At 49.9% G+C, this 22,393-nt stretch carries 22 protein-coding genes; 8 read left to right on the plus strand and 14 right to left on the minus strand.

Going from position 1 to position 22,393, the window contains the following annotated elements:
- Positions 1–16 precede the first annotated feature (16 nt).
- Positions 17–853, minus strand: coding sequence for a cell envelope integrity EipB family protein (locus tag MP213Fo_RS01340; protein WP_421089908.1), 837 nt, complete (start codon positions 851–853; stop codon positions 17–19).
- 249 nt (positions 854–1,102) lie between these two features.
- On the opposite strand from MP213Fo_RS01340, the gene MP213Fo_RS01345 reads away from it, so the two are divergent.
- The 4 genes from MP213Fo_RS01345 to MP213Fo_RS01360 all read left to right on the plus strand — a co-directional run bounded on the left by MP213Fo_RS01345 (position 1,103) and on the right by MP213Fo_RS01360 (position 4,069).
- Positions 1,103–1,570 (plus strand): RidA family protein, encoded by a 468-nt coding sequence (locus MP213Fo_RS01345; protein ID WP_421089909.1) that lies wholly within the window; start codon positions 1,103–1,105, stop codon positions 1,568–1,570.
- Between the two features lie 2 nt (positions 1,571–1,572).
- On the plus strand, positions 1,573–2,313 hold the full coding sequence (locus MP213Fo_RS01350) for a glycerophosphodiester phosphodiesterase (protein WP_421089910.1): 741 nt from the start codon (positions 1,573–1,575) through the stop codon (positions 2,311–2,313).
- Positions 2,314–2,396: 83 nt separating this feature from the next.
- Positions 2,397–3,638, plus strand: coding sequence for a GNAT family N-acetyltransferase (locus MP213Fo_RS01355; protein WP_421089911.1), 1,242 nt, complete (start codon positions 2,397–2,399; stop codon positions 3,636–3,638).
- The gene (locus MP213Fo_RS01360; RefSeq protein WP_421089912.1) at positions 3,638–4,069 is read left to right on the plus strand and encodes an HIT family protein; all 432 of its coding nucleotides are present in this window, start codon (positions 3,638–3,640) and stop codon (positions 4,067–4,069) included. The genes MP213Fo_RS01355 and MP213Fo_RS01360 overlap by 1 nt, the downstream gene beginning before the upstream one ends.
- A 33-nt stretch (positions 4,070–4,102) precedes the next feature.
- Here MP213Fo_RS01360 and MP213Fo_RS01365 read toward each other — a convergent pair whose 3' ends face one another.
- Positions 4,103–4,450, minus strand: a complete 348-nt coding sequence (locus MP213Fo_RS01365) for an AzlD domain-containing protein (RefSeq protein WP_421089913.1) — start codon at positions 4,448–4,450, stop codon at positions 4,103–4,105.
- Entirely contained in the window at positions 4,447–5,130 is a 684-nt protein-coding gene (locus MP213Fo_RS01370) for an AzlC family ABC transporter permease (protein WP_421090964.1), read from the minus strand. The genes MP213Fo_RS01365 and MP213Fo_RS01370 overlap by 4 nt, the downstream gene beginning before the upstream one ends.
- A 493-nt stretch (positions 5,131–5,623) precedes the next feature.
- Here MP213Fo_RS01370 and MP213Fo_RS01375 point away from each other — a divergent pair, with 493 nt between their 5' ends.
- Positions 5,624–7,117, plus strand: coding sequence for an acetyl-CoA hydrolase/transferase family protein (locus MP213Fo_RS01375; RefSeq protein WP_421089914.1), 1,494 nt, complete (start codon positions 5,624–5,626; stop codon positions 7,115–7,117).
- An 87-nt stretch (positions 7,118–7,204) separates the two neighbouring features.
- Here MP213Fo_RS01375 and clpA read toward each other — a convergent pair whose 3' ends face one another.
- A complete protein-coding gene (gene clpA, locus MP213Fo_RS01380) occupies positions 7,205–9,670 on the minus strand; it encodes an ATP-dependent Clp protease ATP-binding subunit ClpA (RefSeq protein WP_421089915.1) in 2,466 nt (821 codons plus the stop codon).
- 6 nt (positions 9,671–9,676) lie between these two features.
- Positions 9,677–10,048 carry an ATP-dependent Clp protease adapter ClpS gene (clpS, locus tag MP213Fo_RS01385; protein WP_421089916.1) on the minus strand — a complete coding sequence of 124 codons (372 nt, stop codon included), beginning with the start codon at positions 10,046–10,048 and terminating at the stop codon, positions 9,677–9,679.
- Between the two features lie 637 nt (positions 10,049–10,685).
- On the opposite strand from clpS, the gene MP213Fo_RS01390 reads away from it, so the two are divergent.
- The gene (locus MP213Fo_RS01390; protein ID WP_421089917.1) at positions 10,686–12,275 is read left to right on the plus strand and encodes an SPOR domain-containing protein; all 1,590 of its coding nucleotides are present in this window, start codon (positions 10,686–10,688) and stop codon (positions 12,273–12,275) included.
- A 134-nt stretch (positions 12,276–12,409) separates the two neighbouring features.
- Positions 12,410–12,709, plus strand: a complete 300-nt coding sequence (locus MP213Fo_RS01395; RefSeq protein ID WP_421089918.1) for a hypothetical protein — start codon at positions 12,410–12,412, stop codon at positions 12,707–12,709.
- Between the two features lie 6 nt (positions 12,710–12,715).
- Here MP213Fo_RS01395 and MP213Fo_RS01400 read toward each other — a convergent pair whose 3' ends face one another.
- The 3 genes from MP213Fo_RS01400 to rocF all read right to left on the minus strand — a co-directional run bounded on the left by MP213Fo_RS01400 (position 12,716) and on the right by rocF (position 15,411).
- Positions 12,716–13,150, minus strand: a complete 435-nt coding sequence (locus MP213Fo_RS01400) for a DUF1489 family protein (protein ID WP_421089919.1) — start codon at positions 13,148–13,150, stop codon at positions 12,716–12,718.
- Between the two features lie 171 nt (positions 13,151–13,321).
- Entirely contained in the window at positions 13,322–14,389 is a 1,068-nt protein-coding gene (locus MP213Fo_RS01405; protein ID WP_421089920.1) for an ornithine cyclodeaminase, read from the minus strand.
- 98 nt (positions 14,390–14,487) lie between these two features.
- Positions 14,488–15,411 carry an arginase gene (gene rocF / locus MP213Fo_RS01410; RefSeq protein WP_421089921.1) on the minus strand — a complete coding sequence of 308 codons (924 nt, stop codon included), beginning with the start codon at positions 15,409–15,411 and terminating at the stop codon, positions 14,488–14,490.
- Positions 15,412–15,595: 184 nt separating this feature from the next.
- On the opposite strand from rocF, the gene MP213Fo_RS01415 reads away from it, so the two are divergent.
- Complete coding sequence (locus MP213Fo_RS01415; protein WP_421089922.1) at positions 15,596–16,033, plus strand: Lrp/AsnC family transcriptional regulator; 438 nt, start codon at positions 15,596–15,598, stop codon at positions 16,031–16,033.
- A 56-nt stretch (positions 16,034–16,089) separates the two neighbouring features.
- Here MP213Fo_RS01415 and kdsA read toward each other — a convergent pair whose 3' ends face one another.
- The 6 genes from kdsA to tpiA form a co-directional block, all read right to left on the minus strand.
- Positions 16,090–16,932: a 3-deoxy-8-phosphooctulonate synthase gene (gene kdsA / locus MP213Fo_RS01420; RefSeq protein WP_421089923.1), complete on the minus strand. Its 843-nt coding sequence runs from the start codon at positions 16,930–16,932 to the stop codon at positions 16,090–16,092.
- A gap of 2 nt (positions 16,933–16,934) precedes the next feature.
- Positions 16,935–17,846, minus strand: coding sequence for a VOC family protein (locus MP213Fo_RS01425; RefSeq protein WP_421090965.1), 912 nt, complete (start codon positions 17,844–17,846; stop codon positions 16,935–16,937).
- Positions 17,847–17,852: 6 nt separating this feature from the next.
- The gene (locus MP213Fo_RS01430; protein WP_421089924.1) at positions 17,853–19,481 is read right to left on the minus strand and encodes a CTP synthase; all 1,629 of its coding nucleotides are present in this window, start codon (positions 19,479–19,481) and stop codon (positions 17,853–17,855) included.
- A 408-nt stretch (positions 19,482–19,889) separates the two neighbouring features.
- The gene (locus MP213Fo_RS01435) at positions 19,890–20,570 is read right to left on the minus strand and encodes a L,D-transpeptidase (protein WP_421089925.1); all 681 of its coding nucleotides are present in this window, start codon (positions 20,568–20,570) and stop codon (positions 19,890–19,892) included.
- Between the two features lie 397 nt (positions 20,571–20,967).
- Complete coding sequence (gene secG, locus MP213Fo_RS01440; RefSeq protein ID WP_421089926.1) at positions 20,968–21,339, minus strand: preprotein translocase subunit SecG; 372 nt, start codon at positions 21,337–21,339, stop codon at positions 20,968–20,970.
- A 178-nt stretch (positions 21,340–21,517) separates the two neighbouring features.
- On the minus strand, positions 21,518–22,282 hold the full coding sequence (tpiA, locus tag MP213Fo_RS01445) for a triose-phosphate isomerase (RefSeq protein WP_421089927.1): 765 nt from the start codon (positions 22,280–22,282) through the stop codon (positions 21,518–21,520).
- Positions 22,283–22,393: the final 111 nt, after the last annotated feature.

Here is a 22,393-nt window from a genome sequence, read left to right on the forward strand (position 1 = left end):
GCAGAGTAAACCGCAATTATTCGCAGGGTTTGCCCGCATCTGGCGTTTTAAACATTTCCAGATTGACCAGCTTGCCCTTCATGGCAAAATCGCCGTAATCCATATTGAGATCACGGGTAACGCCATTTTTGTAGAGCTTGAAATTAATCCGGTAGACCGGAAGCCCCTCACTGCTCTCTTCATCGTCAAAATAAGCAACAGTCACTGGCCAGCTTGGTTGTTTGGCCAGATCACCTATAACCTTGGTTTCACTATCAGCAGGCATAACCACCCCGCTACCAATCACCGCGGTGGTTGCCATGATTTTATTGGCATCATCTGAACCGTCAAAAATCGTTGACTGGTAAAAGGTCTCGCCTTTCAGCGCCTTTTCAATCAGCTCGACCATATGGCTGGTTGGAAATTGCGACCGTACCAGCTGCAGATTTTTCTTTTCAGGCTTGGTCAGTGCCACAGCGGTATTTTTGTCTTTCAGCTCTGCATTGCCATGCACTTCTTTGACAATGTCTTTATCGACAAAGGTTTTGTTGACAAAACGGAAGCGGCTACCGTCTCCGGCTTCAAATGTGGTGGCCTGCTGATCAGTGACACGCTGATCCTGCCCATCCATATCAATACGGGTAACAAAGCGAAAATTGGTGGTAAACCCCTCGCAGGCCGAGCCGTTAAACTCGTATACCATGCGCCCCGTTACATCATTAATGCCGGATTTTTCATCTGCACGCTCCAGTGTCAGATCATAAACGGCACGGTGCGGCAGCAAAGTACTGCCGGCATTGGCAACCGACGCGACACTCAACACCGCGGTGGTGACAAAACCAGATCCGAACAACAGGGCCTGCAAAAAACGCATATAGATTCTCCGATAAATTTACCGCCATGTTAAAATAACTCATGGCGGAAGCGAGGCAAAAATCAAAGCTTTTGCTATGCTCCACTGATTCTGTCAGTTTCAGTTGATTTTCAGAGGAACTTTACTCCCAAAACTCTACGAACTGACATGAAAACACGCTATAAAATTATCCGGCACAGGCCCTGTGCTGTAAATGACCTTAATACCGTCACCCCGTAACGGATGACGCAGCAACTGAACGGAAAAGCCATGACCTCGACAATTGAAACCCGCCTCAAAGACCTCGGCATTACCCTGCCTGAATCTGCGGCTCCGGCTGCAGCCTATCTGCCTTTTGTTCAGAGCGGCAATCTGCTGTTCACATCCGGTCAGCTGCCGTTGAAAGATGGCAAACTGGTTTCCACCGGTCTGGTTGGCCGCGACCTGACAATTGAACAGGCACAGGAAGCCGCAAAACATTGCGCTATCAATGTGCTGGCACAGGCCAAAGCAGCATTGGGCGGCGATCTTTCACGCATTAAGCGCGTTGTAAAAATCACTGTATTTGTTGCTTCTGTTGTTGATTTTACCGATCAGCATGTGGTTGCCAATGGCGGTTCAAACCTGTTTATCGAAGTGCTGGGCGAAGCTGGCAAGCATTCCCGTTCAGCTGTTGGTATGGCTGGTCTGCCGCTCAACGCACCGGTTGAAATCGAAGCCATTCTCGAGGTCGCATAATCATGAGCGCAGCGCTGCAACAGGAACTGGCGTGGCTTACAAGCCGCCCGATTGCACATCGCGGGTTGCATGACATGAATAAACAGGTTTGGGAGAATACTCTCCCGGCCTTTCGTGCAGCGATTGCGGGCAATTATGCCATCGAATGTGATGTGCATTTATGTAAAGATGGCGGCGTAATCGTTTTCCACGATGACAGTCTCAAGCGTCTTGCCGGTTGTGAAGGCCGCATTTGCGATCTGACACTGGCCGAAGCCCAGCAGCTGAAGATCGGTACCACACAGGATCACGCTCCATCCCTGCGCCAGATGCTTGATTTGATTGCCGGTCGTGTACCGGTGGTGATCGAGCTGAAGGGCATTAAGGGCGAAGATGATGATCTGGTTGCAGCTGTGGCACGCGAGCTGAAAGACTATCAGGGCAAAGCGGCAATTATGTCATTTGACCATCATCTGGTGCGTCGCTTCAGAACTGATGCGCCGGGTGTGCCAGCCGGGTTGACAGCAGAAGGCACACGCACTTCTGATATGGAGGCGCATTTTTCCATGCTGGCACATGATGTGGACTTTGTTTCGTATAATATCCATCATCTGCCAAACCCGTTCATTCGCTTTTTTCGTGAAGTTCTGCATCGTCCGGTCATTACCTGGACAATTAGCAATGCAGAGGAAAAAGCAGCGAGCGACCTGCATGCCGAGCAGATTACGTTTGAAGGCTTCATACCGGACAGCGTATTGGCATAATCGACGACAAATATACCGGCATGGCTTCATGCCGGTATACTATCAGACAGCTTTGAAAAGTTGAGCGGGAATGGTTGGTTGCTATGCATGAGGAAGCAGAGAAAGAGACCGGCATAATTTTGCGCAGTGTCGCTACCATGCAGGGCTTCGACAGCGCTGAATGGGCACAGTTCCCCGCAACGCAAAGGCTGACCAATTCAAGGCTCGACCAACACCACTCAGCCGGTACAGTTCTGCCCAATAAAGCTTATAATCCGTTTCTTTCGCATGCCTATTTATCCGCGTTGGAAGATTCCGGATGCGTGGGTGAAAGCACCGGATGGCAGCCCTATCATTTGCGTCTTGAAGACACACAGGGCCGGCTTCTTGCCGCTAGTCCCGCTTATTTGAAATCTCACAGTCAGGGTGAATATGTTTTTGACCATGGCTGGGCTGAGGCCTTTGAGCGGGCTGGCGGGCAATATTACCCCAAATTGCAGCTTGGCATTCCATTTACGCCGGCGACAGGCCCAAGGATTCTCACCACTGATCATAACCCGCAAATTCGCCGTTTACTCGGCAGCGCCATAGCGCAATTCACAGATCAGAACGGGTTATCTTCCGCTCATGTTACATTCGCTGAAAATGCCGATATACAGGCACTGACACAAAGCGGTTTTCTGCACCGCAAAGACCAGCAGTTCCATTTTATCAATAATGGGTTTCAGAATTACAACGAGTTTCTGGAAGAACTGGTTTCACGCAAGCGCAAAGCTTTAAAACGGGAACGACGCGAAGCTTTGAGCAATGATATCAGCATTGACTGGCTGACGGGCACTGATCTGACTGAAGATATCTGGGATCAGTTTTTCGCTTTTTATATGGATACCGGCAGCCGCAAATGGGGGCGCCCATATCTCAACCGTCAATTCTACTCGCTGATTGGTGAGCGCATGGCGGATGATATAGTGCTGATCATGGCGCGCCGCGAGGGGCGCTATATTGCAGGCGCCATCAACTTTATCGGCGGCGACCGGCTGTTTGGCCGCCACTGGGGCTGTATTGAAGATCATCCGTTTCTGCATTTTGAAGTGTGCTACCATCAGGCGATTGATTATGCGATTGCGCATCAGCTGGCAGTGGTTGAGGCCGGAGCGCAAGGCGACCACAAGCTTGCACGCGGCTATGAACCGGTGATCACCCATTCCGCGCATTATATCAGCCATCCGGATTTTCGCAGCGCTGTTGCGCAATATTTACGCCGTGAAGTTCGCGATGTTGAAATGAATACCACTATTTACGCCGAACATAGTCCGTTCCGCAAAATCCACCAAGGAAATACCTAATGACCAATACCGTTTCTCCTTATGCCAATGACAATATTTTCGCCAAAATTCTGCGCGGTGAAATTCCGTGTCATAAGATTTATGAAGATGATGATGTTTTGGCATTTATGGATGTGATGCCGCAGGGCACAGGCCACAGCCTTGTCATTCCAAAACAGGGTTCGCGTAATTTGCTTGATGCTGATACGCAGGTGTTGGGCAAGCTGATCGCTGCCACTCAGAAAATCGCGATTGCTGCTAAAAAGGCCTTTGATGCTGACGGCATTACGATCATGCAGTTTAACGAAACCGCTGCCGGTCAAACAGTGTTTCACCTGCATTTCCATATTATACCGCGTTTTGACGGTATTGAACTTGGCGGTCATACCGGCAAGATGGAAGATCAGGAAGTTCTTAGCGCAAATTGTAAGAAAATTGTCGCAAGCCTTTAATATCTCTTATCTGTAAGGCTCTTAACCGGAGCCTTACAGATAAAACAGCCCAGCCACTAAAATGAGCTCGCCAGTCAATACGCCGACCAGAATACGTTGTCCGCTGGCCAAAAATGCAACAAAGCCCAGCGCTGCCGCGCCTGCACGCAACCAGATGGGTGAAGCAGCCAGCTCTCCTGTCGGATATAAAATAAGCTGGGCAATCACACCGGCAACCAGCGCAGTCGCAATACAACGCACCAGAACCAGCGCCTGCGACTCTTCACGCAGCCTGCCGCCTACCAGCACCCCTAAAAACCGCCAGATATCTGTAGCCAGCGCACCGGCAATCAGAATGAATAAATATGGCCACCACCAGTCATTGAAGCTCAGCCAGCTCATGATTGCTGCCCTTCATGCTGCGTCGTGGTCATTGTTTCTTTACTGCGTAAGTTTTCAATATAGAGGTGGAATGCAAAAGCCGCCAAACCACCCGTAATACCGGTAAGAAGCAGATCATAGCCGGGTGCAATGGCGTGCATAATCGGGAAGATGACCAAGCCCGCTAACAACGCTGCCTTGCCAGCTTGCTCCCGCGAGGAGCGCCATAGTGAGGTAAGAAAATACATTGGTGTGAGCATGAACAGCACCGCAAACACCAATGGCGGAAAACTGGCCGACACCAGATAAATCAGCGCGACCACGCAGGCATTGGTGAGTACCAGTGTTACCCCGATACCGGCAAAATAACTGGTGCGCACATCACGCGGCAAATGCCGCAGCTGCTCCATTGCCATAACCCATGCCGTAACAGCCACAAAATGCGAAAGAAACAGCAATGTAATCTTGCGCGAGCGCGGGCCTTTAAGCTCCGGTAGCAAAGCCACCACCATGGGCATCAGCCGCACCGATGATAATGCCACCGCCAATGCCGCCGCAGCCAGTGAACTGCCTGCAGAAATGGCACCAATCAGTACCACTTTGGCCGGAAGTGCCCAGATGGTCAGGGTCATAAAGACCGCCTGCCCCATACTAATACCGCTCTCGATTGCCAAGCCGGAAAAGCCGATGAAAGAACTGATTAGCAGTATCGCAGGAATACTGAAAATATTACGCGCACCCCTTCCGAACCAGCGCAGATGATCTGATAATGAGAGCGCTGTATCTGATCGCCCCGCTGCCAATAGCGTATCTGGGCTATCGGCGTCTTGGCTTATATGGGGGGTATGGTCTGGCATTGTATATCAGTCTTGCACAGTGGCTTCAGAGAGGCGCTTCAGAACGACGACTTCAAAGCAGAAGAAATTGATATATAAATGTTAGACAGGTGATTTTAGGAATGCAATGCACTCTGACCGGTTATTCATAATCGGCATGACCTGCGCCTGTTATTATATTCGCCCGCGCTTAAATCGCGACAGAATGACAAAAATGCACAGAAGGCTGGCAAAAAGCTGCCCCGCAGGATAAGTCCTGTGCTGAACATGCTTAAGAGGCAGCCAAACAACGCCTTTTCAGCATTCGTATGCGCCTGTCCTCTGCCCCAACAGAGCACCCTTCGAATATAGGTTCCCCATGCTAGAAGATCGTATCCGCAACTCCTCCCTGCTTTCAAAAGTTGTTACCCCTCAACAGGCAGCAAGCTTGATTAAAGACGGGATGACCATTGGCATGAGCGGGTTCACCCGTGCCGGTGATGCCAAGGCGGTTCCCATTGCTATGGCTGAAAAAGCCAAATCCGATCCGTTCAAAGTCACCCTGATTACCGGCGCTTCGCTCGGTCATGATGTGGATAAAATTTTGACCGAGGCCGGTGTGCTGGAGCGGCGCATGCCCTTTCAGGTTGACCGTACCTTGCGCGCTGCGATCAATCGCGGTGAAGTGATGTTTATTGACCAACACCTTTCTGAAACTGTTGAGCAATTGCGCTCCAATCAGATCGGCCCGGTGGATTATGCGATTATTGAAGCCATTGCCATTAATGAAGATGGCGGCGTGATCCCGACCACCTCTATCGGCAACTCAGCCAGCTTTGCTATTCTTGCTGAAAAGGTGATTGTTGAGATTAATCTCAACCACCCGCTGGCATTGGAAGGTTTGCATGATGTGTATATCCCGACCAAGCGCCCGTCACGCGATCCTATTCCCGTGGTTTCTTGTGAAAGCCGGATTGGCACATCTTACATTCCGATTCCGCCTGAAAAAATTGCCGCAATTGTTATTACCGAACAATCAGACAGCGCCTCGCTGATTGAACCGGCAGACAAAGAGACTTCCGCCATTGCCGGGCATCTGGTGCAGTTTTTTGAATCGGAGGTCGAAAAAGGTCGTCTTGATCTTTCGTTTAATCCGCTGCAAGCCGGTATCGGCACTATTGCCAATGCGGTTCTGACCGGACTGGTCGACAGCCCGTTTCATCATTTGAAAATGTATAGTGAAGTGCTGCAAGACAGCACATTTGACCTGATGGATGCCGGCAAGCTCAGCTTTGCCTCCGCATCATCGATCACCCTTAGTCAGGCTTGCGCTGAACGGGTATTCGGTAATTTCGATCATTATAAAGACCGGTTAGTGCTGCGTCCGCAAGAAATCAGCAATCATCCGGAGGTTATCCGCCGCCTTGGTATTATCGGCATTAACACCGCGCTGGAATTTGATATTTACGGCAATGTTAACTCCACCCATGTGGCCGGCACCCATATGATGAACGGCATCGGCGGCTCAGGTGATTTTGCCCGTAATGCCTTTATCTCCATCTTCGTTACCAAATCAGTTGCAAAAAACGGCACAATTTCCTCTGTTGTGCCAATGGTGCCCCATGTTGATCATACCGAACATGATGTGGACATTCTGGTGACTGAACATGGCCTTGCAGACCTTCGCGGCCTTGCCCCGCGCGAACGGGCACTGGTGGTGATTGAGAATTGTGCGCACCCGGATTACCGCCCGCAATTGCGTGACTATTTTGCCCGTGCATGCGAACGTGGCGGCCAGAGCCCGCATATATTGGAAGAAGCCATTTCATGGTATGCGCTCAAAGAGCAAACCGGCACGATGTTGAAGTCGTAAGCCTGATGCCAAAGCAATAAAAAAGCGCCCGCAAATGACGGGCGCTTTTTTCATACCAGCAAATCTAGAGCAGGTAACGATAAGAGCTTATTCTTTTGTGCGTGGTACTTTTGGTACTGATGCAGATTTACGCTTTGGCTCATCCGCAATTGGCTCTGCGACGGTGCCAGCAATAGCTTTTGCCTTGGCCGGTTTTTTCTCCGGCTTGGCTGCAGCAATTTCTTGCTCCGCTTCGCCTTCAGCTTTAACAGGCTTAACCGGCTTGGCTTTCACCACATCGAGCAGCAATCCGATATTACCGTCAGGCTTTTCACCCGTGGTCACTTTTACTGTGCCACCGGTTTTCAACTTACCAAACAGCAATTCGTCAGCCAGCGGCTTCTTGATATATTCCTGAATAACACGCGCCAGAGGCCGTGCACCCATGCGTTCATCATAGCCCTTATCGGCCAGCCATGCGGTTGCTTTCTTATCCAGTTCAAAAGTAACACCGCGATCAGCCAGCTGGGCTTCCAGCTGCATGATAAATTTCTGCACCACCTTATGAATAACCGGCACAGGCAGCGGACCAAACGGAATAATCGCATCTAAACGATTGCGGAATTCCGGTGTGAACAAGCGGTTGATCGCTTCCAGATCATCACCTTCACGACGGCTGGTACCAAAGCCGATTGCGGCTTTAGCCATATCCGAAGCGCCGGCATTGGTGGTCATGATCAAAATCACATTACGGAAATCAATCTGCTTACCATTGTGATCGGTCAGGCGGCCATGATCCATAACCTGCAGCAGGATGTTGAACAGATCAGGATGCGCTTTTTCAATTTCATCAAGCAGCAGCACGCAATGCGGATGCTGATCAACACCATCGGTGAGCAAACCACCCTGTTCAAAGCCGACATAGCCCGGAGGCGCACCGATCAAACGCGAGACTGTATGCCGCTCCATATATTCCGACATATCAAAGCGCAGCAACTGCACACCAAGCGTACTGGCCAGCTGTTTGGCAACCTCGGTTTTACCCACACCGGTAGGACCGGAGAACAGATAAGAACCAATTGGCTTATCCGGCTCACGCAGGCCTGCACGGGCAAGCTTAATCGCCGAGCTAAGCGATTCAATCGCCAGCTCCTGCCCGTAAACCATACGCTTGAGATCTTTTTCGAGGCTGATGAGCACCTGCTCATCGTCTTTGGAAACAGATTTCGGCGGAATCCGCGCCATTGTGGCAACGGTGTTTTCAATCTCTTTAAGGCCAATCAGTTTTTTGCGCTGCGCGATTGGCAATAGCATCTGGCTGGCGCCACTCTCGTCAATCACGTCAATAGCCTTATCAGGCAATTTGCGATCCGTAATATAGCGGGCCGACAGCTCCACCGCCGCAGTAATAGCCTCATCCGCAAACTTCACTTTATGGAAATCTTCGAAATAGGGTTTCAGCCCGCGCATAATTTCAATCGCATCGGGTATGCTCGGCTCTGCCACGTCAATTTTCTGAAAGCGGCGTACAAGAGCACGGTCTTTTTCAAAAAACTGGCGGAATTCTTTATATGTAGTCGAACCGATGCAGCGGATCTGCCCTGAAGACAAAGCAGGTTTCAGCAGGTTGGAAGCATCCATAGAGCCGCCCGATGTAGCACCCGCACCAATCACTGTGTGGATTTCATCGATAAACAATACGGCGCCCGGATAATCTTCCAGCTCTTTGACCACCTGTTTCAGGCGTTCTTCAAAGTCACCGCGATAACGGGTACCTGCCAGCAGATTCCCCATATCCAGCGAAAAGATTGTATCGTTGAGCAGAACTTCCGGCACATCGCCATCAACGATACGTTTTGCCAGACCTTCAGCAATTGCTGTTTTACCCACACCCGGATCACCCACATAAAGCGGATTGTTTTTTGACCGGCGGCACAAAACCTGAATCGTGCGGTTGATCTCTGTCTCACGGCCGATCAACCGGTCGATTTTACCGGCTTTGGCTTTTTCATTGAGATTAACGCAATAGGCTGTCAGCGCATCAATTTTCTTTTTATTGCGCTCATCACCTTCAGATTGCGGCACATCTTCCGCATCATGGTTTTTCTGATCGCTCAACTCATCGCTCACACCTGAGCGCTTGGAAATACCATGCGAGATATAATTAACCGCATCATAGCGGGTCATCTGCTGTTCTTGCAGGAAATAGGCCGCATGGCTTTCCCGCTCGGCAAAAATAGCAACGAGCACATTGGCGCCGGTAACTTCATCGCGGTTGGAAGACTGGACATGAATCACCGAGCGCTGAATCACGCGCTGGAAGGCCGCAGTCGGCTTGGAATCCTCATCATAACCGGTCACCAGATTATCCAGTTCGCGGTCGATATAATCCGTTACTGTTTTTTTAAGCGCAGTAATATCGACATTACAGGCGCGCATAACCGCACCGGCGTCTCTGTCATCTATCAAAGCCAGCAGAAGATGCTCAAGGGTGGCATATTCATGGTGACGTTCATTGGCGATGGTCAGCGCCTGATGAAGAGCTTTCTCAAGGCTTGGGGAGAATGTTGGCATGGTACCTCACTTTTTCTCCATCACGCATTGCAGCGGATGCTGGTATTGACGGGCGAAATCCATCACCTGTGTCACTTTAGTTTCGGCAACTTCATAGGTAAAGATACCGCATTCACCGACGCCGTGATTATGAACATGCATCATAATACGCATCGCATCTTCTGCATTTTTCTGAAAAAAACGCTCAAGGACATGGATCACAAAATCCATAGGTGTGTAGTCATCATTCAGCAGCAAGACCCGGTAAAGACTTGGCCTTTTCAATCGGGTCTTTGTCCGCGTTATTACAGCAGTGCCATTGCCGGGACCTTTGTGGTCGCCGTCATCATCACCCTGCATGAAAGGGCTGACCTGCATTAAATGGTTTACTGCACACATACCTGATCAAATCCGTCATTCTGTCTTCACACGCATTATTGCGCGTCTATGTCATAACTATAAAGCCACACGGTCTTGCACTCTTATGTAGGTCGAAACACGCTAATGTTAAGCCCCGCATCACACAAAAGCGCATAGTTGCGTGTTCATCCCCAGAGTATAACGCCTGTGATAAAAAACCAGCACGAAAGAAACAGGTCATAAAATTATTCTTTGATGCAGCCGTTGAAAATGACAGTTTCTAAAACCGTGCATTTCTTAATAATCAGCAGTTCTCCAAACGCAGATTTGGAATTTAAAACCATAAACAGCCCCGCCGCTGCCCTAAAAAAAAGAAAAATCTTTAATTCACAAAAAAGTTTCATCTCAAAAACCGGTCATTTATTCCTCCGGCGATGGGCTAGTTCAGCTGAGTTTTATTTTTATTAGCAATAACTTAACTCGAAGACATTTTTGATGGTCATCCCTTAGTGCATGATATCATGCTTAAAAAACTACTGAGGAAATCAAAAAAACATCACGATTTGCCGATCTATAAACGGATTGGTAAGGCTGTTGGCAATATGATCACGGAAATGTTCGTGGCGTGTCCTTTGCGCCACACCTGAAATTTGGTAGCCCAGGCAGGTAAGTCACCGTGTATCATGCGTTCCGTCACGCCGCATCCGGCATCAAGATTGCGGCCCGCTCATTGTTAGCAATAACAAGGCGTGGGTTAACAGTAACAATGGTAGGTGCTCTTACAGTGAGTGCTGCAACCGGCGCTGCTGATGCCGCTAAGAATCCGTCACGCCATGCCGCAATCGTGATTGATGCCAATACCGGTAAAACCTTGTTTGCTGAGAGTGCCGATGCCAAACGTTTTCCGGCCTCGCTGACCAAGATGATGACGCTCTATATGGTTTTTGAAGCCATGCAGGCCGGACGAATCAATAAAAACACCAAAATCCCTTTTTCCAAATATGCGGCAACGCGCCCTCCGACAAAAATCGGTGTGGCTGCAGGCCAGAGCATTGTTGTTGAAGATGCGATTATGGCACTCATTACCCGCTCGGCCAATGATGCTGCCGCAGCACTTGGTGAATATCTGGGCGGCTCAGAGGCCCGCTTTGCACAGATGATGACCGCTAAAGCGCGCCGTCTTGGCATGCGCTCCACTACGTTTCGCAATGCATCCGGTCTGCCAAATGCCAGCCAGCAGACAACTGCGCGTGACATGGCCATCCTTGGTATTGCCCTGCGTCAGCATTTTCCGCAGCAATATCCTTATTTCGGGCGCAGCAGCTTTCAGTTCCGCGGCAAGACCATCAATGGTCATAACCGCCTCCTTGGTCGCATTGAAGGCGTTGACGGCATTAAAACCGGCTATGTTAATGCGTCCGGTTATAATCTCGTAACTTCCGTTAACCGCGATGGCCGCCGTATTGTTGCCGTTGTGATGGGCGGCGCTACCGGCGGTGCCCGTGATGCGGAAATGGCGCGTCTGATCCAAACGCATTTGCCAAAAGCAACCCCATCGCGCCGTGGTTCCGATGCTTTGCTGGTTGCACGTAATGATGCACCGGTTTCAGAGGTGGTTGTTGCCAGCGCACCTTCACCATTGCCGCGTGCTATACCGCTGCCACAGCGCCGCATTGAACAACAGGTACAGGTTGCCGATGCCAGTGATTCTATTGGCAGCGCACAAGATGCGATCAGTGCTGTGATTGCCCGTCAAAAGCCAATTCCGGCACAGCAGCCTGAAATGCTGGCTCTGGCTTCACCAACACCGCGCCCTGCAGCCAATGTTGCCTCTTCACAGCTTGTTGCAATCCCGACGCCAAAAGCCTCAATTCCAAATGTTGATCCGGTGATCACCGCTTCAGCCAATACCGCAGCCGCACGCATGGGTGTTATTCAGGTTCCTACCCCTGAGGCAAATATTGCACCGGCCAATACACCGGTAGCCGTGGCATCAAACAATGCCGCCAGTGAGGTTTCAGGTGATTGGGCGATCCAGATTGGCTCATTACCAAGCGAAGGTCAGGCGCAGGATATGCTGAATAAAGCGGCACAACAGGCCGGCAAAACATTGCGTGCCACATCGCCGATGACTGAGACTTTCAACAAGGGCAATAACACCTTCTACCGTGCCCGCTTTGTAGGCTTTGAAACCAAAACTGCTGCATGGGATGCCTGTGCCGCACTCAAAAAGAAAAGCTTCAATTGCTATGCAATCGCCCGCTAAGCCCGCTTAAGAGCAGCTAAGCACCAGCCTGAGCATAAATAATAATTTGATGCAGGATATTTAAAAGCAGTTCTGTTTTGCGTCATACGAACCATCATCTGCAAACCCAGCGTTGATTGAGTAAAGGGTTTACAATGTCGAATATGTTGAATTTATTCGGGTTTTCCAATACGGCTCCGGACTTGTCTGAAACCGTATCCTCCTCCCATAAAAGCAGCAAAACTACGCTGCTGAGTGTTCATGCCCTGCGTGAAGCGGCTGCAAGGCTTGCAGATCTGCGCGCTGATGGCGCGTCACTGAACACCCGTGAATTTGTGGGGCTATTGATGTGTAATGCACAGCGCAGCCGTCGCATCAGCCTGCCTGACGCATCCTTGCGCATTATGACCAACAACCCTGTCGGGCGTGTTGCCATCCGCATTAAACTGCGTTGATATTATTCAGATAAGACCCAGCGCCGCCAGCTCGCGGCGTAATTCCGGCGGCAATTCTTTAACACCGCCACCAACCGTATCATCGTTCGGCACGTCTTCACCGGTGATATAGCGCCAGCCCTGAAAAGCTCTGCGCGGCTGCCATACCGTTGGTATAAGCTTGGGCTCCAGCACCAGATGGCACCGCCCTATCCCGTCCGCACCGGTGAATGTGCGCACTTCCAGCAGTTTTTGCCGTGCCTGAATATTGCCCTTGATTACCCAATAGAGCGAGCCGCCATCGAGCAGCTCTTCCTGACGTTTGGGAACCATGCGTGTAGTGTGAAACTGCTCGGGCACAACGCCGCTTGCGCGGCATTCATCTAGCTGGAAATCAATCCATGCCGCCAGATCTTCAAGGGAATCACATCCCACACACAGTTTTACAAGATTGAGTGCCATAAGCATCCAATTACTCTCTCATACTCAACCTGTCCAGAGTGCTATGCCCGCAAGGTTAAACAGATCGGCAACCGGCATAGATAGTCCTAAATATAAAAACAGACAGGTTTGACCCTGCCTGTTTTTACCGCCCCCACAGTATTTAAATTATAATATCTGAATATTTAAATTTTAGCCGCCCTCAGTTGAAAGCTTCTTTTCACAACGCAATAGCATGCCAAACAGATCACGTGGCTCATCCGGATCTGCCAGCAGATCAAGGTTTTCATATAGACCAGTGACCTGCAACTTATCGTGAATGTAACGCAGTGCCGAGAAATCCTCAGTTGCAAAGCCAACGGAATCAAACAGCGTGATCTGGTTCTGGTCACGGCGCCCCGGCACGCTACCATTCATCACCTGCCACAACTCAATCACCGGATGGTCGGCATCAAGTTGCTGAATTTCACCCTCAATGCGGGTCTGCGGTGGATATTCCACAAAAATATCGGAACGCAGCAGAATGTCCTGATGCATTTCGGTCTTGCCCGGACAGTCACCGCCAACACCATTAATGTGAATACCGCTACCGATCATATTGTCGGTGAGGATTGTGGCATTCTGCTTATCAGCGGTCACAGTTGTAATGATTTGTGCACCCTGCACTGCTTCCATTGCACTGTCGCAGGCAGTGATTTCAAAGCCCAAACCTTCAAGGTTTTTCATGCATTTTTGTGTCGCACTCGCATCAATATCGTAAAGACGCAGCGATTTAATCCCGAGCAGCGCTTTAAACGCCATAGCTTGAAACTCAGATTGCGCACCATTGCCGATAATCGCCATGGTCTGCGCATTGTCAGGTGCCAGATATTTCGCCACAACCGCAGATGTGGCAGCCGTGCGCAAGGCAGTTAAAATGGTCATTTCGCTCAAAAGCAGCGGATAACCATTATCAACATCTGACAACATGCCGAATGCGGCCACAGTCTGAAGGCCATCTTTCATATTCTTTGGATGACCGTTCACATATTTAAAACCGTAAAGCGTACCGTCACTGGTCGGCATCAGCTCAATCACGCCATCATGCGAATGCGAGGCAACGCGCGGGGTTTTGTCGAATTTTTCCCAGCGCAGAAAGTCTTCTTCCACATAGGCACAGAGCTCTTTGAGAAAATCCTCAATACCGATTTTTAAAACCAGCTTCATCATATGATCAACACTGACAAACGGCACGAGATTTAAATTTTTCTTATTATGCATCAGGCTATCCTCCTCCGGCTCTGCCGGAACCTGTTGAAAGCGCCTCACAGTAACAAGACTTGTGAGACGCTAAATATGTAAAATTACAGTTTTTAAGTTCAGGCAAAGCTGCGGGTCGGGCGATCCATTACGCTGCGTCCCATCAGGCTGGCCATCAGATCAACCATCAAAAATGCTGTGCGCCCACGCTCATCCAAAAACGGATTAAGCTCAACCGCCTCGAAACTTGAAACCAGCTCGCTGTCATGGAGCATTTCCATAATCAGATGCGCTTCACGGAAGGTTGCTCCGCCCGGTACTGTTGTACCCACAGCCGGTGCGATATTCGGGTCAAGAAAATCTACGTCTAGGCTGACATGCAGCAGACCATTGGCTTCTTCGACTTTTTTCAAAAACCGCGACAGCAACGCCACAACACCATGCTCGTCAATAGTGCGCATATCATTAACGGTTACTGCGGTCTGGCGGATAGCCGCACGCTCTGCCGGATCCACACTGCGAATACCAATCATACAAACATTGGCGGGATCAACCGGCACTTTAACCTCAGGAAAATAGCCCTCAAAGCCTTTCTGGCCGGTATAATATGCAACCGGTGTGCCGTGCAGATTGCCGCTATCAGTGGTTTCAAGCGTGTGAAAATCTGTGTGAGCATCCAGCCATAGTACAAAAAGCGGGCGTCCGCGCTCATGAGCACGACGGCTCAAGCCGCATACAGTTCCGGCAGCCAAAGCATGGTCACCACCGAGAAAAATCGGAAAGCCGTCAGCGCTGCTCTCATAGGCCGCCTGATCCAGCGCCTCTATCCATGCCACAACTTCCGGCAGGGTTTTAATCGCCGGATTTGGATGGGAGATCTCCCGCTTTAACGCCGGAGAAACATTGCCGAGATCGGTAACCTGATGTCCGAGCTCTTCAAGCGCCTGTACCAGACCTGCTGTGCGCAAAGCACTTGGCCCCATTTCGCAGCCCATTCGTCCGGTTCCGTCCTGTACCGGCGCCCCAATCAGCTTACAATGCATTTATATTCCTCAGTGTTTTAATGCGTCTTACTATCAGGCCGGAGCAAGCAATTACTCCTGAAGAACTGGCAGCTTTATACGGCCTATAAAACCATGAAGTGTTGGCAGAGTGGACAGAGAAGATTGGCAAATCTACACAGATGCTTTATCAGATTGCTAAGTATAATGACCAAAGTGATAAGACATGGATGAACTTGACCGAAAACTGATCACGCTGCTGCGCCATAATGCACGGCGCAGCATTTCCGATCTGGCACTGGATGCAGGTGTTTCACGCGCTACAGCACGGGCACGGCTGGAGCGGTTGGAAAAAGACGGCCACATTATCGGCTATACGGTTATTCTACGTGCGGACACGGTTGATAAGGCAGTACGCGGCATTATGATGATCGCCATTGAAGGTCATGTCACAGACCGTGTAGTCAAAGCGCTGGGTGGCTTTTCTGAAATTTCTGAAATTCATACCACCAATGGCCGCTGGGATCTGATTGTTGAAATCAATGCCGACACATTGAGCGATCTTGATAGTGTTTTGCGCCGTGTGCGCCTTGTGACGGGCATAACCAATAGTGAGACCAATCTGCTGCTGGCAACACCGCGCAGCACCAGAGCACGGTTGTAAAAACAAAAAAGCCGCGCCTGACAGGATCAGGCGCGGCTTTTAAAAGCATAAATTGATCAGAGTGATTTTGACAATTTGTCAAAGGCCATCAAAGTTTCAAGCAAACGCGGCATATCTTTAATTGCCACCATATTCGGGCCATCAGACGGCGCATTATCCGGATCCTGATGGGTTTCAACAAATACACCCGCCACACCGACAGCCACAGCTGCACGCGCCAGTGTCTCAACAAATTCGCGCTGGCCGCCACTGGTTTCACCACGTCCACCCGGTTGCTGGACCGAATGGGTCGCATCAAAGATTACAGGTGCGCCCATATCAGCCATAATCGGCAAAGCACGCATATCGCTAACAAGTGTATTATATCCAAAAGATGCGCCGCGCTCCGTCAGCATCACATTCGGATTGCCGCTTTCAATCACTTTGGCCATGACATTTTTCATGTCCCAAGGCGCCAAAAACTGGCCTTTTTTAATATTAACAACGCGTCCGGTATTGGCAGCAGCAATCAGCAAATCAGTCTGACGGCAAAGAAATGCCGGAATTTGCAACACATCAACCACAGACCCCACTAAAGCGCACTGCTCTTGCGTATGCACATCGGTCAGTACCGGAAAACCGTAGTCTTTTTTAAGATCAGCAAAAACTTCCAAAGCTTTTTCCAACCCTATACCGCGCTGACCTTTCAACGAAGTACGGTTGGCCTTATCAAAGCTCGATTTGTACACCATCCCGATGCCGAGCTTGTCAGTCATTTCTTTTAAGGCGCCAGCCATATCATAGGCATGCTGGCGGGTTTCCATCTGGCAAGGCCCCGCAATGATCGACAAAGCAGATTTGTTGGAAAACAATACATTGCCCGACGGCGCTTTAATCTCGACGACAGAATTGGCAGTCATAGCTATTCCTCAAATGCAAAAATGCCGCCCTGACCGCGCTGCGGTTGCACAACAACCCGCTGATTGCGGATGGTGTAAGGCACATTTTTTGTTGTCAAATACTCAGTCAACAGTTCCAGTGAGCGAACTTTAAAACTCACAGCTTCAAGGCGCAGGCCACGCTCGCGCGGCTGATATTCTGGTACTTCCACACCATAAAAAGCCTGCAAGCCTGTTGGCGTCAAAACAGATATATTGGTATTGCCGGCACAAATATCCAGCCCGAATGAATGAGCATTTACATCGCGCTGCTCAAGCACAGTTTGCAACAGATATTGAAAATCGGACGGGTTTTCTTCTGAAAATACAATTTCCTTAATGCTCAGCACGCTATTGGGGTGGTTTTGCAGGCTTGTGCGGTCAACTTCAGGCACATGCACACGCTGACAGGCGAAGAAAAACACATCCGGTGCACGCAAATCAGCGGCAAAAGCCAAGCGGAAACTTGCCTCATCCTCAGCGCCTTCCGGTGTTTTGAACGGGCGTGAGAAGTTTAAAACATCGCCGCCCGAGATGCCATTTGCACGGTAATATGCATCATCAGCCAGCGCATCATCACTTGCCAGCACCAGAGCCGAGATGCCCTCGCCCTGATTAAGCGCGGCATTACGAAAACGCCATGCCAGATCACGCGCGGTAAAGACATTGCCGCGACCGGCTGACTGTTCATACAGTTCACGATCACCGATGCCCAGCATTTCAAGAAACGAACCATCGCTCAGATAAAAGCAGATATTGCTGGTACCAAACGGATGATTGCCTTGCGGTGCGGTGGTAAAGCCGAGTGTATGGAGCCGTTCCTGTGATGCATCCAGCCCTGCCACAGGCAGGACCAGATGATCAATTTTACGGGCGCTTTTGATGGTACCCGTCATCACGGATTAAACCAGACGGCTCTGGTTAACCGCAGCTTCGATAAATGAAGCAAACAGCGGATGCGGTTCAAACGGACGCGATTTCAGCTCCGGATGATACTGCACACCAATAAACCACGGATGATCAGCATATTCGATCGTTTCCGGCAGAACACCGTCTGGTGACAGGCCTGAGAATACAAGACCGGCTTTTTCAAGCTTGTCCATATAATCAATATTGACCTCATAACGGTGGCGGTGGCGCTCATGAATATCCGTAGTACCGTAAATATCAGCAATACGGGTGCCGCTTTTCAGCGTGGATTCATAAGAGCCAAGACGCATCGTACCACCAAGATCACCGGATGCTGTGCGTTTCTCAAGCATATTGCCCTTGAGCCACTCGGTCATAAGACCCACAACCGGTTCCTTTGTCGGGCCGAATTCGCTTGAAGACGCATCTTTGATACCAGCGAGATTACGCGCAGCTTCAATACAAGCCATCTGCATACCAAAGCAGATGCCAAAATAAGGAATCTTACGCTCACGGGCAAATTTTGCCGCAAGAATCTTACCTTCAGCACCGCGCTCGCCAAAGCCGCCAGGCACGAGAATGCCATCAACTTTTTCAAGGTACGGGGCAGCATCTTCGCTTTCAAAGACTTCCGCTTCAATCCACGCGAGATTAACCTTCACACGATTGGCAATGCCACCATGTGTCAGCGCTTCCATCAGCGATTTATAAGCTTCTTTGAGGCCGGTATATTTACCAACCACAGCGATGGTAACCTCACCTTCGGGATTATGAATGCGGTTGGCAATTTCTTCCCAACGCTCCATTTGCGGCATCGGTGCCGGATCAATACCGAACGCTGCCAGAACTTCGGAATCAAGGCCTTCATTATGATAGGCAATCGGCACATCATAAATCGACTTAACGTCCAGAGCCTGAATAACCGCGCTTGGGCGGACATTACAGAACAGCGAAAGCTTTTTGCGCTCTGATTCCGGAATTTCACGATCCGCGCGGATTAAAAGCACGTCCGGTGCAATACCGATAGAACGCAGTTCCTTAACCGAATGCTGTGTCGGCTTGGTTTTCAGTTCGCCTGCTGCCGGAATATACGGCATCAATGTCAGGTGGATATAAACCGCAGTGTTACGCGGCAATTCATTGCCGAGCTGGCGAATGGCTTCAAGAAACGGCATGGCTTCAATATCGCCAACCGTACCGCCAATTTCGCACAGCACGAAATCATACTCATCATTACCATCGGTAATGAAGTTTTTGATCTCATCCGTTACATGCGGAATAACCTGAACTGTTGCACCGAGATAATCGCCGCGGCGTTCTTTCTCGATGATGTTCTGATAGATGCGACCAGTCGTAATATTGTCCCGCTTGGTAGCAGAACGACCGGTGAAACGCTCATAATGACCGAGGTCAAGGTCGGTTTCCGCACCGTCATCGGTCACAAACACCTCACCATGCTGGTAAGGCGACATCGTGCCCGGATCAATGTTAAGATAAGGGTCGAGCTTCCTAATGCGCACGCGGTAACCGCGAGCCTGAAGGAGAGCCGCCAGTGCTGCTGCAGCTATGCCTTTTCCAAGGGAAGAGACCACGCCGCCTGTGATGAATACATATCGCGCCATGGGCTTATGTCGTTAGACTCTCCTGATTGATTCCGCCACTAAAAAATGCTCTTAACGACGGTTTTTTCATTATTCTTAACATCTGCCCGTAAAATCCGTCAGGATTTTACCACAAACACCAATATTTTCATTCAAATATCATGCCAAGTCACACTGCTAGAAACCACCCTGTGAGGTAATGCTCCGAACAGTGTTAAAATGCACAAGCTTACTTTGAAGACGCGTTATGATAAAACACGCTACGGGATTCTGACCCGCAATTCTGAAGCTACAGATAGGGCTTACCAAAACAAATTGCCACTGCTTATTCGGTTGTCCTGTAAAACTTTTTGTATATCTGCAACATTATTAAACACAAAAAAGCCGGCGCGAACCGGCTTTTATAAAAGTTACGTAATCAGGTTATTTTTACAGAACCACAACGGTTGCGCCAAGATTAACGCGCTCATAAAGATCCATCACATCCTCATTAGTCATGCGGAAGCAGCCGTTTGAAGCCGAACTACCGATTGTCCAAGGCTGCGTTGTACCATGAATACGGATATAGGTGTCTTTATTACCCTGAAACAGATACATTGCGCGGGAACCAAGCGGATTACCCAAGCCACCATCCATACCGTTTTTATGACGGCCATATTGTGCAGGGTTACGCTCGATCATATCTTTGGTCGGAATCCAGCGCGGCCATTCGCGCTTGGCAGATATAGTCCCGCTGCCTTTAAACTCCATACCCACTTTACCAACCGCAATACCATAGCGGCGTGCCGAGCCTGCACTTTCTACCAAGTAGAGAAAGCGCTTGGCAGGATCCACAACGATTGTGCCAACCGGATAACCGGAAAAAGACACAACCTGCGCCTGAAATTTAGGGTCGATATTATAGCGGTTCTGACCGGATTTCGGTGCAGATGCTTTTTTCTTTTCTGTCTTCTTAGCTTTCGGCTTGGTTTCGGCTGATGCAACCTGCACCACGGCTTCAGAAGAAGCGGCCGCAGTTGTAGCCGACTGAGCAAAAGCCTGACCGGTCAGGGCCGATACGCCCAAACACAAACCGGCAAAGCCGGAAATGAGAACACGCGATGAAATCATGGGACTTTCTCGAAACACTCTCTTTGCGCCCTGCCTCTTTCAAAAAGGCGAGCCAAATATTGGGCAAAACGGATTTCCCCTGATAGGGCAAAGCCGCAAATCTCTCAACGGGCAATATGTTACTCACTTGCAAAACTCACCATGTATGGCAAGCCGGCAACACTTTTTGTTGCCAATACGAAGTGAGCAACACTTTTTGTTGCCAAGATGAAATGAGCAACAGTTTTTGTGGCCGGAATTAACAAGCCATCACTTTTTTGTAGCTGGATAGAAATGGCAAAGCTTGTTTTGCAGACATAAAAAAAGCCTCCGTAACGGAGGCTTTTCCATAACAATCTTAACTCAAGCTTAAGTCAGCTAAATTTTGCTGTGTATTCGCTTAAAGCCAGGACCTAATTTACTGTGAGCTAGGTACGGAGCTAGCAGGTGCCTCAGGTGCAGCAGTGTTGCCGCCACCAAGCTGGTTAAGAATACCATTACCGCCATTGGCCGGTGCAGTTTGCGAACCGGTTGTTGTCGGAATACGATTGAGAATATCAGCCGGACGCTCACCATTCATAGCCATAATGCCCAAAAGCAGTGAAGTAGCGAAGAAACCTGCCCCCAGAATCGCTGTCATACGGGTCAGAGCATTTGCCGCGCCACGCGCAGACATAAAACCGGAACCACCACCAATACCAAGACCGCCGCCTTCAGAGCGCTGAATCAGCACAACACCAACAAGAGACAGAACAATCAGGAGATGTATAACAATAAGAACGGTTTGCATGGGTTTCCGGTCTGCTTTCTTAAATTATAGAGCGACGTGTAAAGAAGCCATTCTATCACTTTATTCTGCACATAGCGTGCACTATAGAAACGGCTTTTTACACGGCTTTATCTGACAATCCAACCCCCTGCAACCGAATGGTTACATTTTGACCGCAGGAGGATGATTTTAACAATAATCAGAGAACGCGATAAGCATCGCAAATTGCAAGAAAATCTGTTGCTTTCAGGCTTGCACCACCAACAAGCGCGCCATCCACATCGGCAACACCGAGCAGCTCAACCGCGTTGTTAGGCTTAACCGAACCACCATAGAGCAAACGCAGATGTGCACCTTTAGCTCCGAAACGCTCAATCAGCTGAGCGCGGATAAAGGCATGTACTTTACGTACATCAGATACTGTTGGCGTCAGGCCGGTACCAATCGCCCAAACAGGTTCATAGGCAACCACTGTATTTTCAGGCGTTACGCCTTCCGGTAGCGATCCGGCAATCTGTTCACCAATGACTTCAAGCGTCTGATCTGTCTGCTTTTGCTCTGCGGTTTCACCCACACAAACAATTGCGGTCAGACCTGCGCCCCATGCGGCCTGCGTTTTGGCGCAAATATCAGCATTGGTTTCATGATGATCTGTGCGGCGTTCTGAATGGCCGACAATAACATGGCTCGCGCCGGCTTCTTTGAGCATAAGTGCAGAAATATCGCCGGTATGTGCACCTGATTCTTGAGCGTGGCAATCCTGCCCGCCAACGCCAATAGCATCGGTTTCAGGCGTAGCGGCAGCACGTGACACCAAAGTAGCCGGAACACAAATCACCACATCAAACTTGCGGCCGATATCAGAGCTTAAATTGGCGGCAATCGCACGCAGCTCTGCAAGCTGCTCACCGGTGCCGTTCATTTTCCAGTTACCCGCTACAAGCGGACGTATTTCAGGGGTCATTCCACCCTCCTCAAATCATTGTATCCAGCCTCGCCTTAGACCGGACAACGCAGCCTCATTCGAGGCCCGGCATCACAATAGCTGCACATTATGTTGTTTCTGGTTTTATGC

The sequence above is a fragment of the Pseudochrobactrum mosebachae genome, from assembly GCF_048914685.1.
Taxonomy (GTDB): Bacteria; Pseudomonadota; Alphaproteobacteria; order Rhizobiales; family Rhizobiaceae; genus Pseudochrobactrum.

What these genes read in the sequence shown, in the direction of transcription:
- MP213Fo_RS01395 (WP_421089918.1), top strand. Translation starts at nt 12,410, where the DNA reads ATGTCGAATATGTTGAATTTATTCGGGTTTTCCAATACGGCTCCGGAC.
- MP213Fo_RS01405 (WP_421089920.1), bottom strand. Translation starts at nt 14,389, where the DNA reads ATGCATAATAAGAAAAATTTAAATCTCGTGCCGTTTGTCAGTGTTGAT.
- MP213Fo_RS01345 (WP_421089909.1), top strand. Translation starts at nt 1,103, where the DNA reads ATGACCTCGACAATTGAAACCCGCCTCAAAGACCTCGGCATTACCCTG.
- tpiA (WP_421089927.1), bottom strand. Translation starts at nt 22,282, where the DNA reads ATGACCCCTGAAATACGTCCGCTTGTAGCGGGTAACTGGAAAATGAAC.
- secG (WP_421089926.1), bottom strand. Translation starts at nt 21,339, where the DNA reads ATGCAAACCGTTCTTATTGTTATACATCTCCTGATTGTTCTGTCTCTT.
- MP213Fo_RS01415 (WP_421089922.1), top strand. Translation starts at nt 15,596, where the DNA reads ATGGATGAACTTGACCGAAAACTGATCACGCTGCTGCGCCATAATGCA.
- MP213Fo_RS01365 (WP_421089913.1), bottom strand. Translation starts at nt 4,450, where the DNA reads ATGAGCTGGCTGAGCTTCAATGACTGGTGGTGGCCATATTTATTCATT.
- MP213Fo_RS01435 (WP_421089925.1), bottom strand. Translation starts at nt 20,570, where the DNA reads ATGATTTCATCGCGTGTTCTCATTTCCGGCTTTGCCGGTTTGTGTTTG.
- rocF (WP_421089921.1), bottom strand. Translation starts at nt 15,411, where the DNA reads ATGCATTGTAAGCTGATTGGGGCGCCGGTACAGGACGGAACCGGACGA.
- MP213Fo_RS01430 (WP_421089924.1), bottom strand. Translation starts at nt 19,481, where the DNA reads ATGGCGCGATATGTATTCATCACAGGCGGCGTGGTCTCTTCCCTTGGA.
- MP213Fo_RS01425 (WP_421090965.1), bottom strand. Translation starts at nt 17,846, where the DNA reads ATGACGGGTACCATCAAAAGCGCCCGTAAAATTGATCATCTGGTCCTG.
- clpA (WP_421089915.1), bottom strand. Translation starts at nt 9,670, where the DNA reads ATGCCAACATTCTCCCCAAGCCTTGAGAAAGCTCTTCATCAGGCGCTG.
- kdsA (WP_421089923.1), bottom strand. Translation starts at nt 16,932, where the DNA reads ATGACTGCCAATTCTGTCGTCGAGATTAAAGCGCCGTCGGGCAATGTA.
- MP213Fo_RS01360 (WP_421089912.1), top strand. Translation starts at nt 3,638, where the DNA reads ATGACCAATACCGTTTCTCCTTATGCCAATGACAATATTTTCGCCAAA.
- MP213Fo_RS01355 (WP_421089911.1), top strand. Translation starts at nt 2,397, where the DNA reads ATGCATGAGGAAGCAGAGAAAGAGACCGGCATAATTTTGCGCAGTGTC.
- MP213Fo_RS01340 (WP_421089908.1), bottom strand. Translation starts at nt 853, where the DNA reads ATGCGTTTTTTGCAGGCCCTGTTGTTCGGATCTGGTTTTGTCACCACC.
- MP213Fo_RS01400 (WP_421089919.1), bottom strand. Translation starts at nt 13,150, where the DNA reads ATGGCACTCAATCTTGTAAAACTGTGTGTGGGATGTGATTCCCTTGAA.
- clpS (WP_421089916.1), bottom strand. Translation starts at nt 10,048, where the DNA reads ATGTGTGCAGTAAACCATTTAATGCAGGTCAGCCCTTTCATGCAGGGT.
- MP213Fo_RS01350 (WP_421089910.1), top strand. Translation starts at nt 1,573, where the DNA reads ATGAGCGCAGCGCTGCAACAGGAACTGGCGTGGCTTACAAGCCGCCCG.
- MP213Fo_RS01375 (WP_421089914.1), top strand. Translation starts at nt 5,624, where the DNA reads ATGCTAGAAGATCGTATCCGCAACTCCTCCCTGCTTTCAAAAGTTGTT.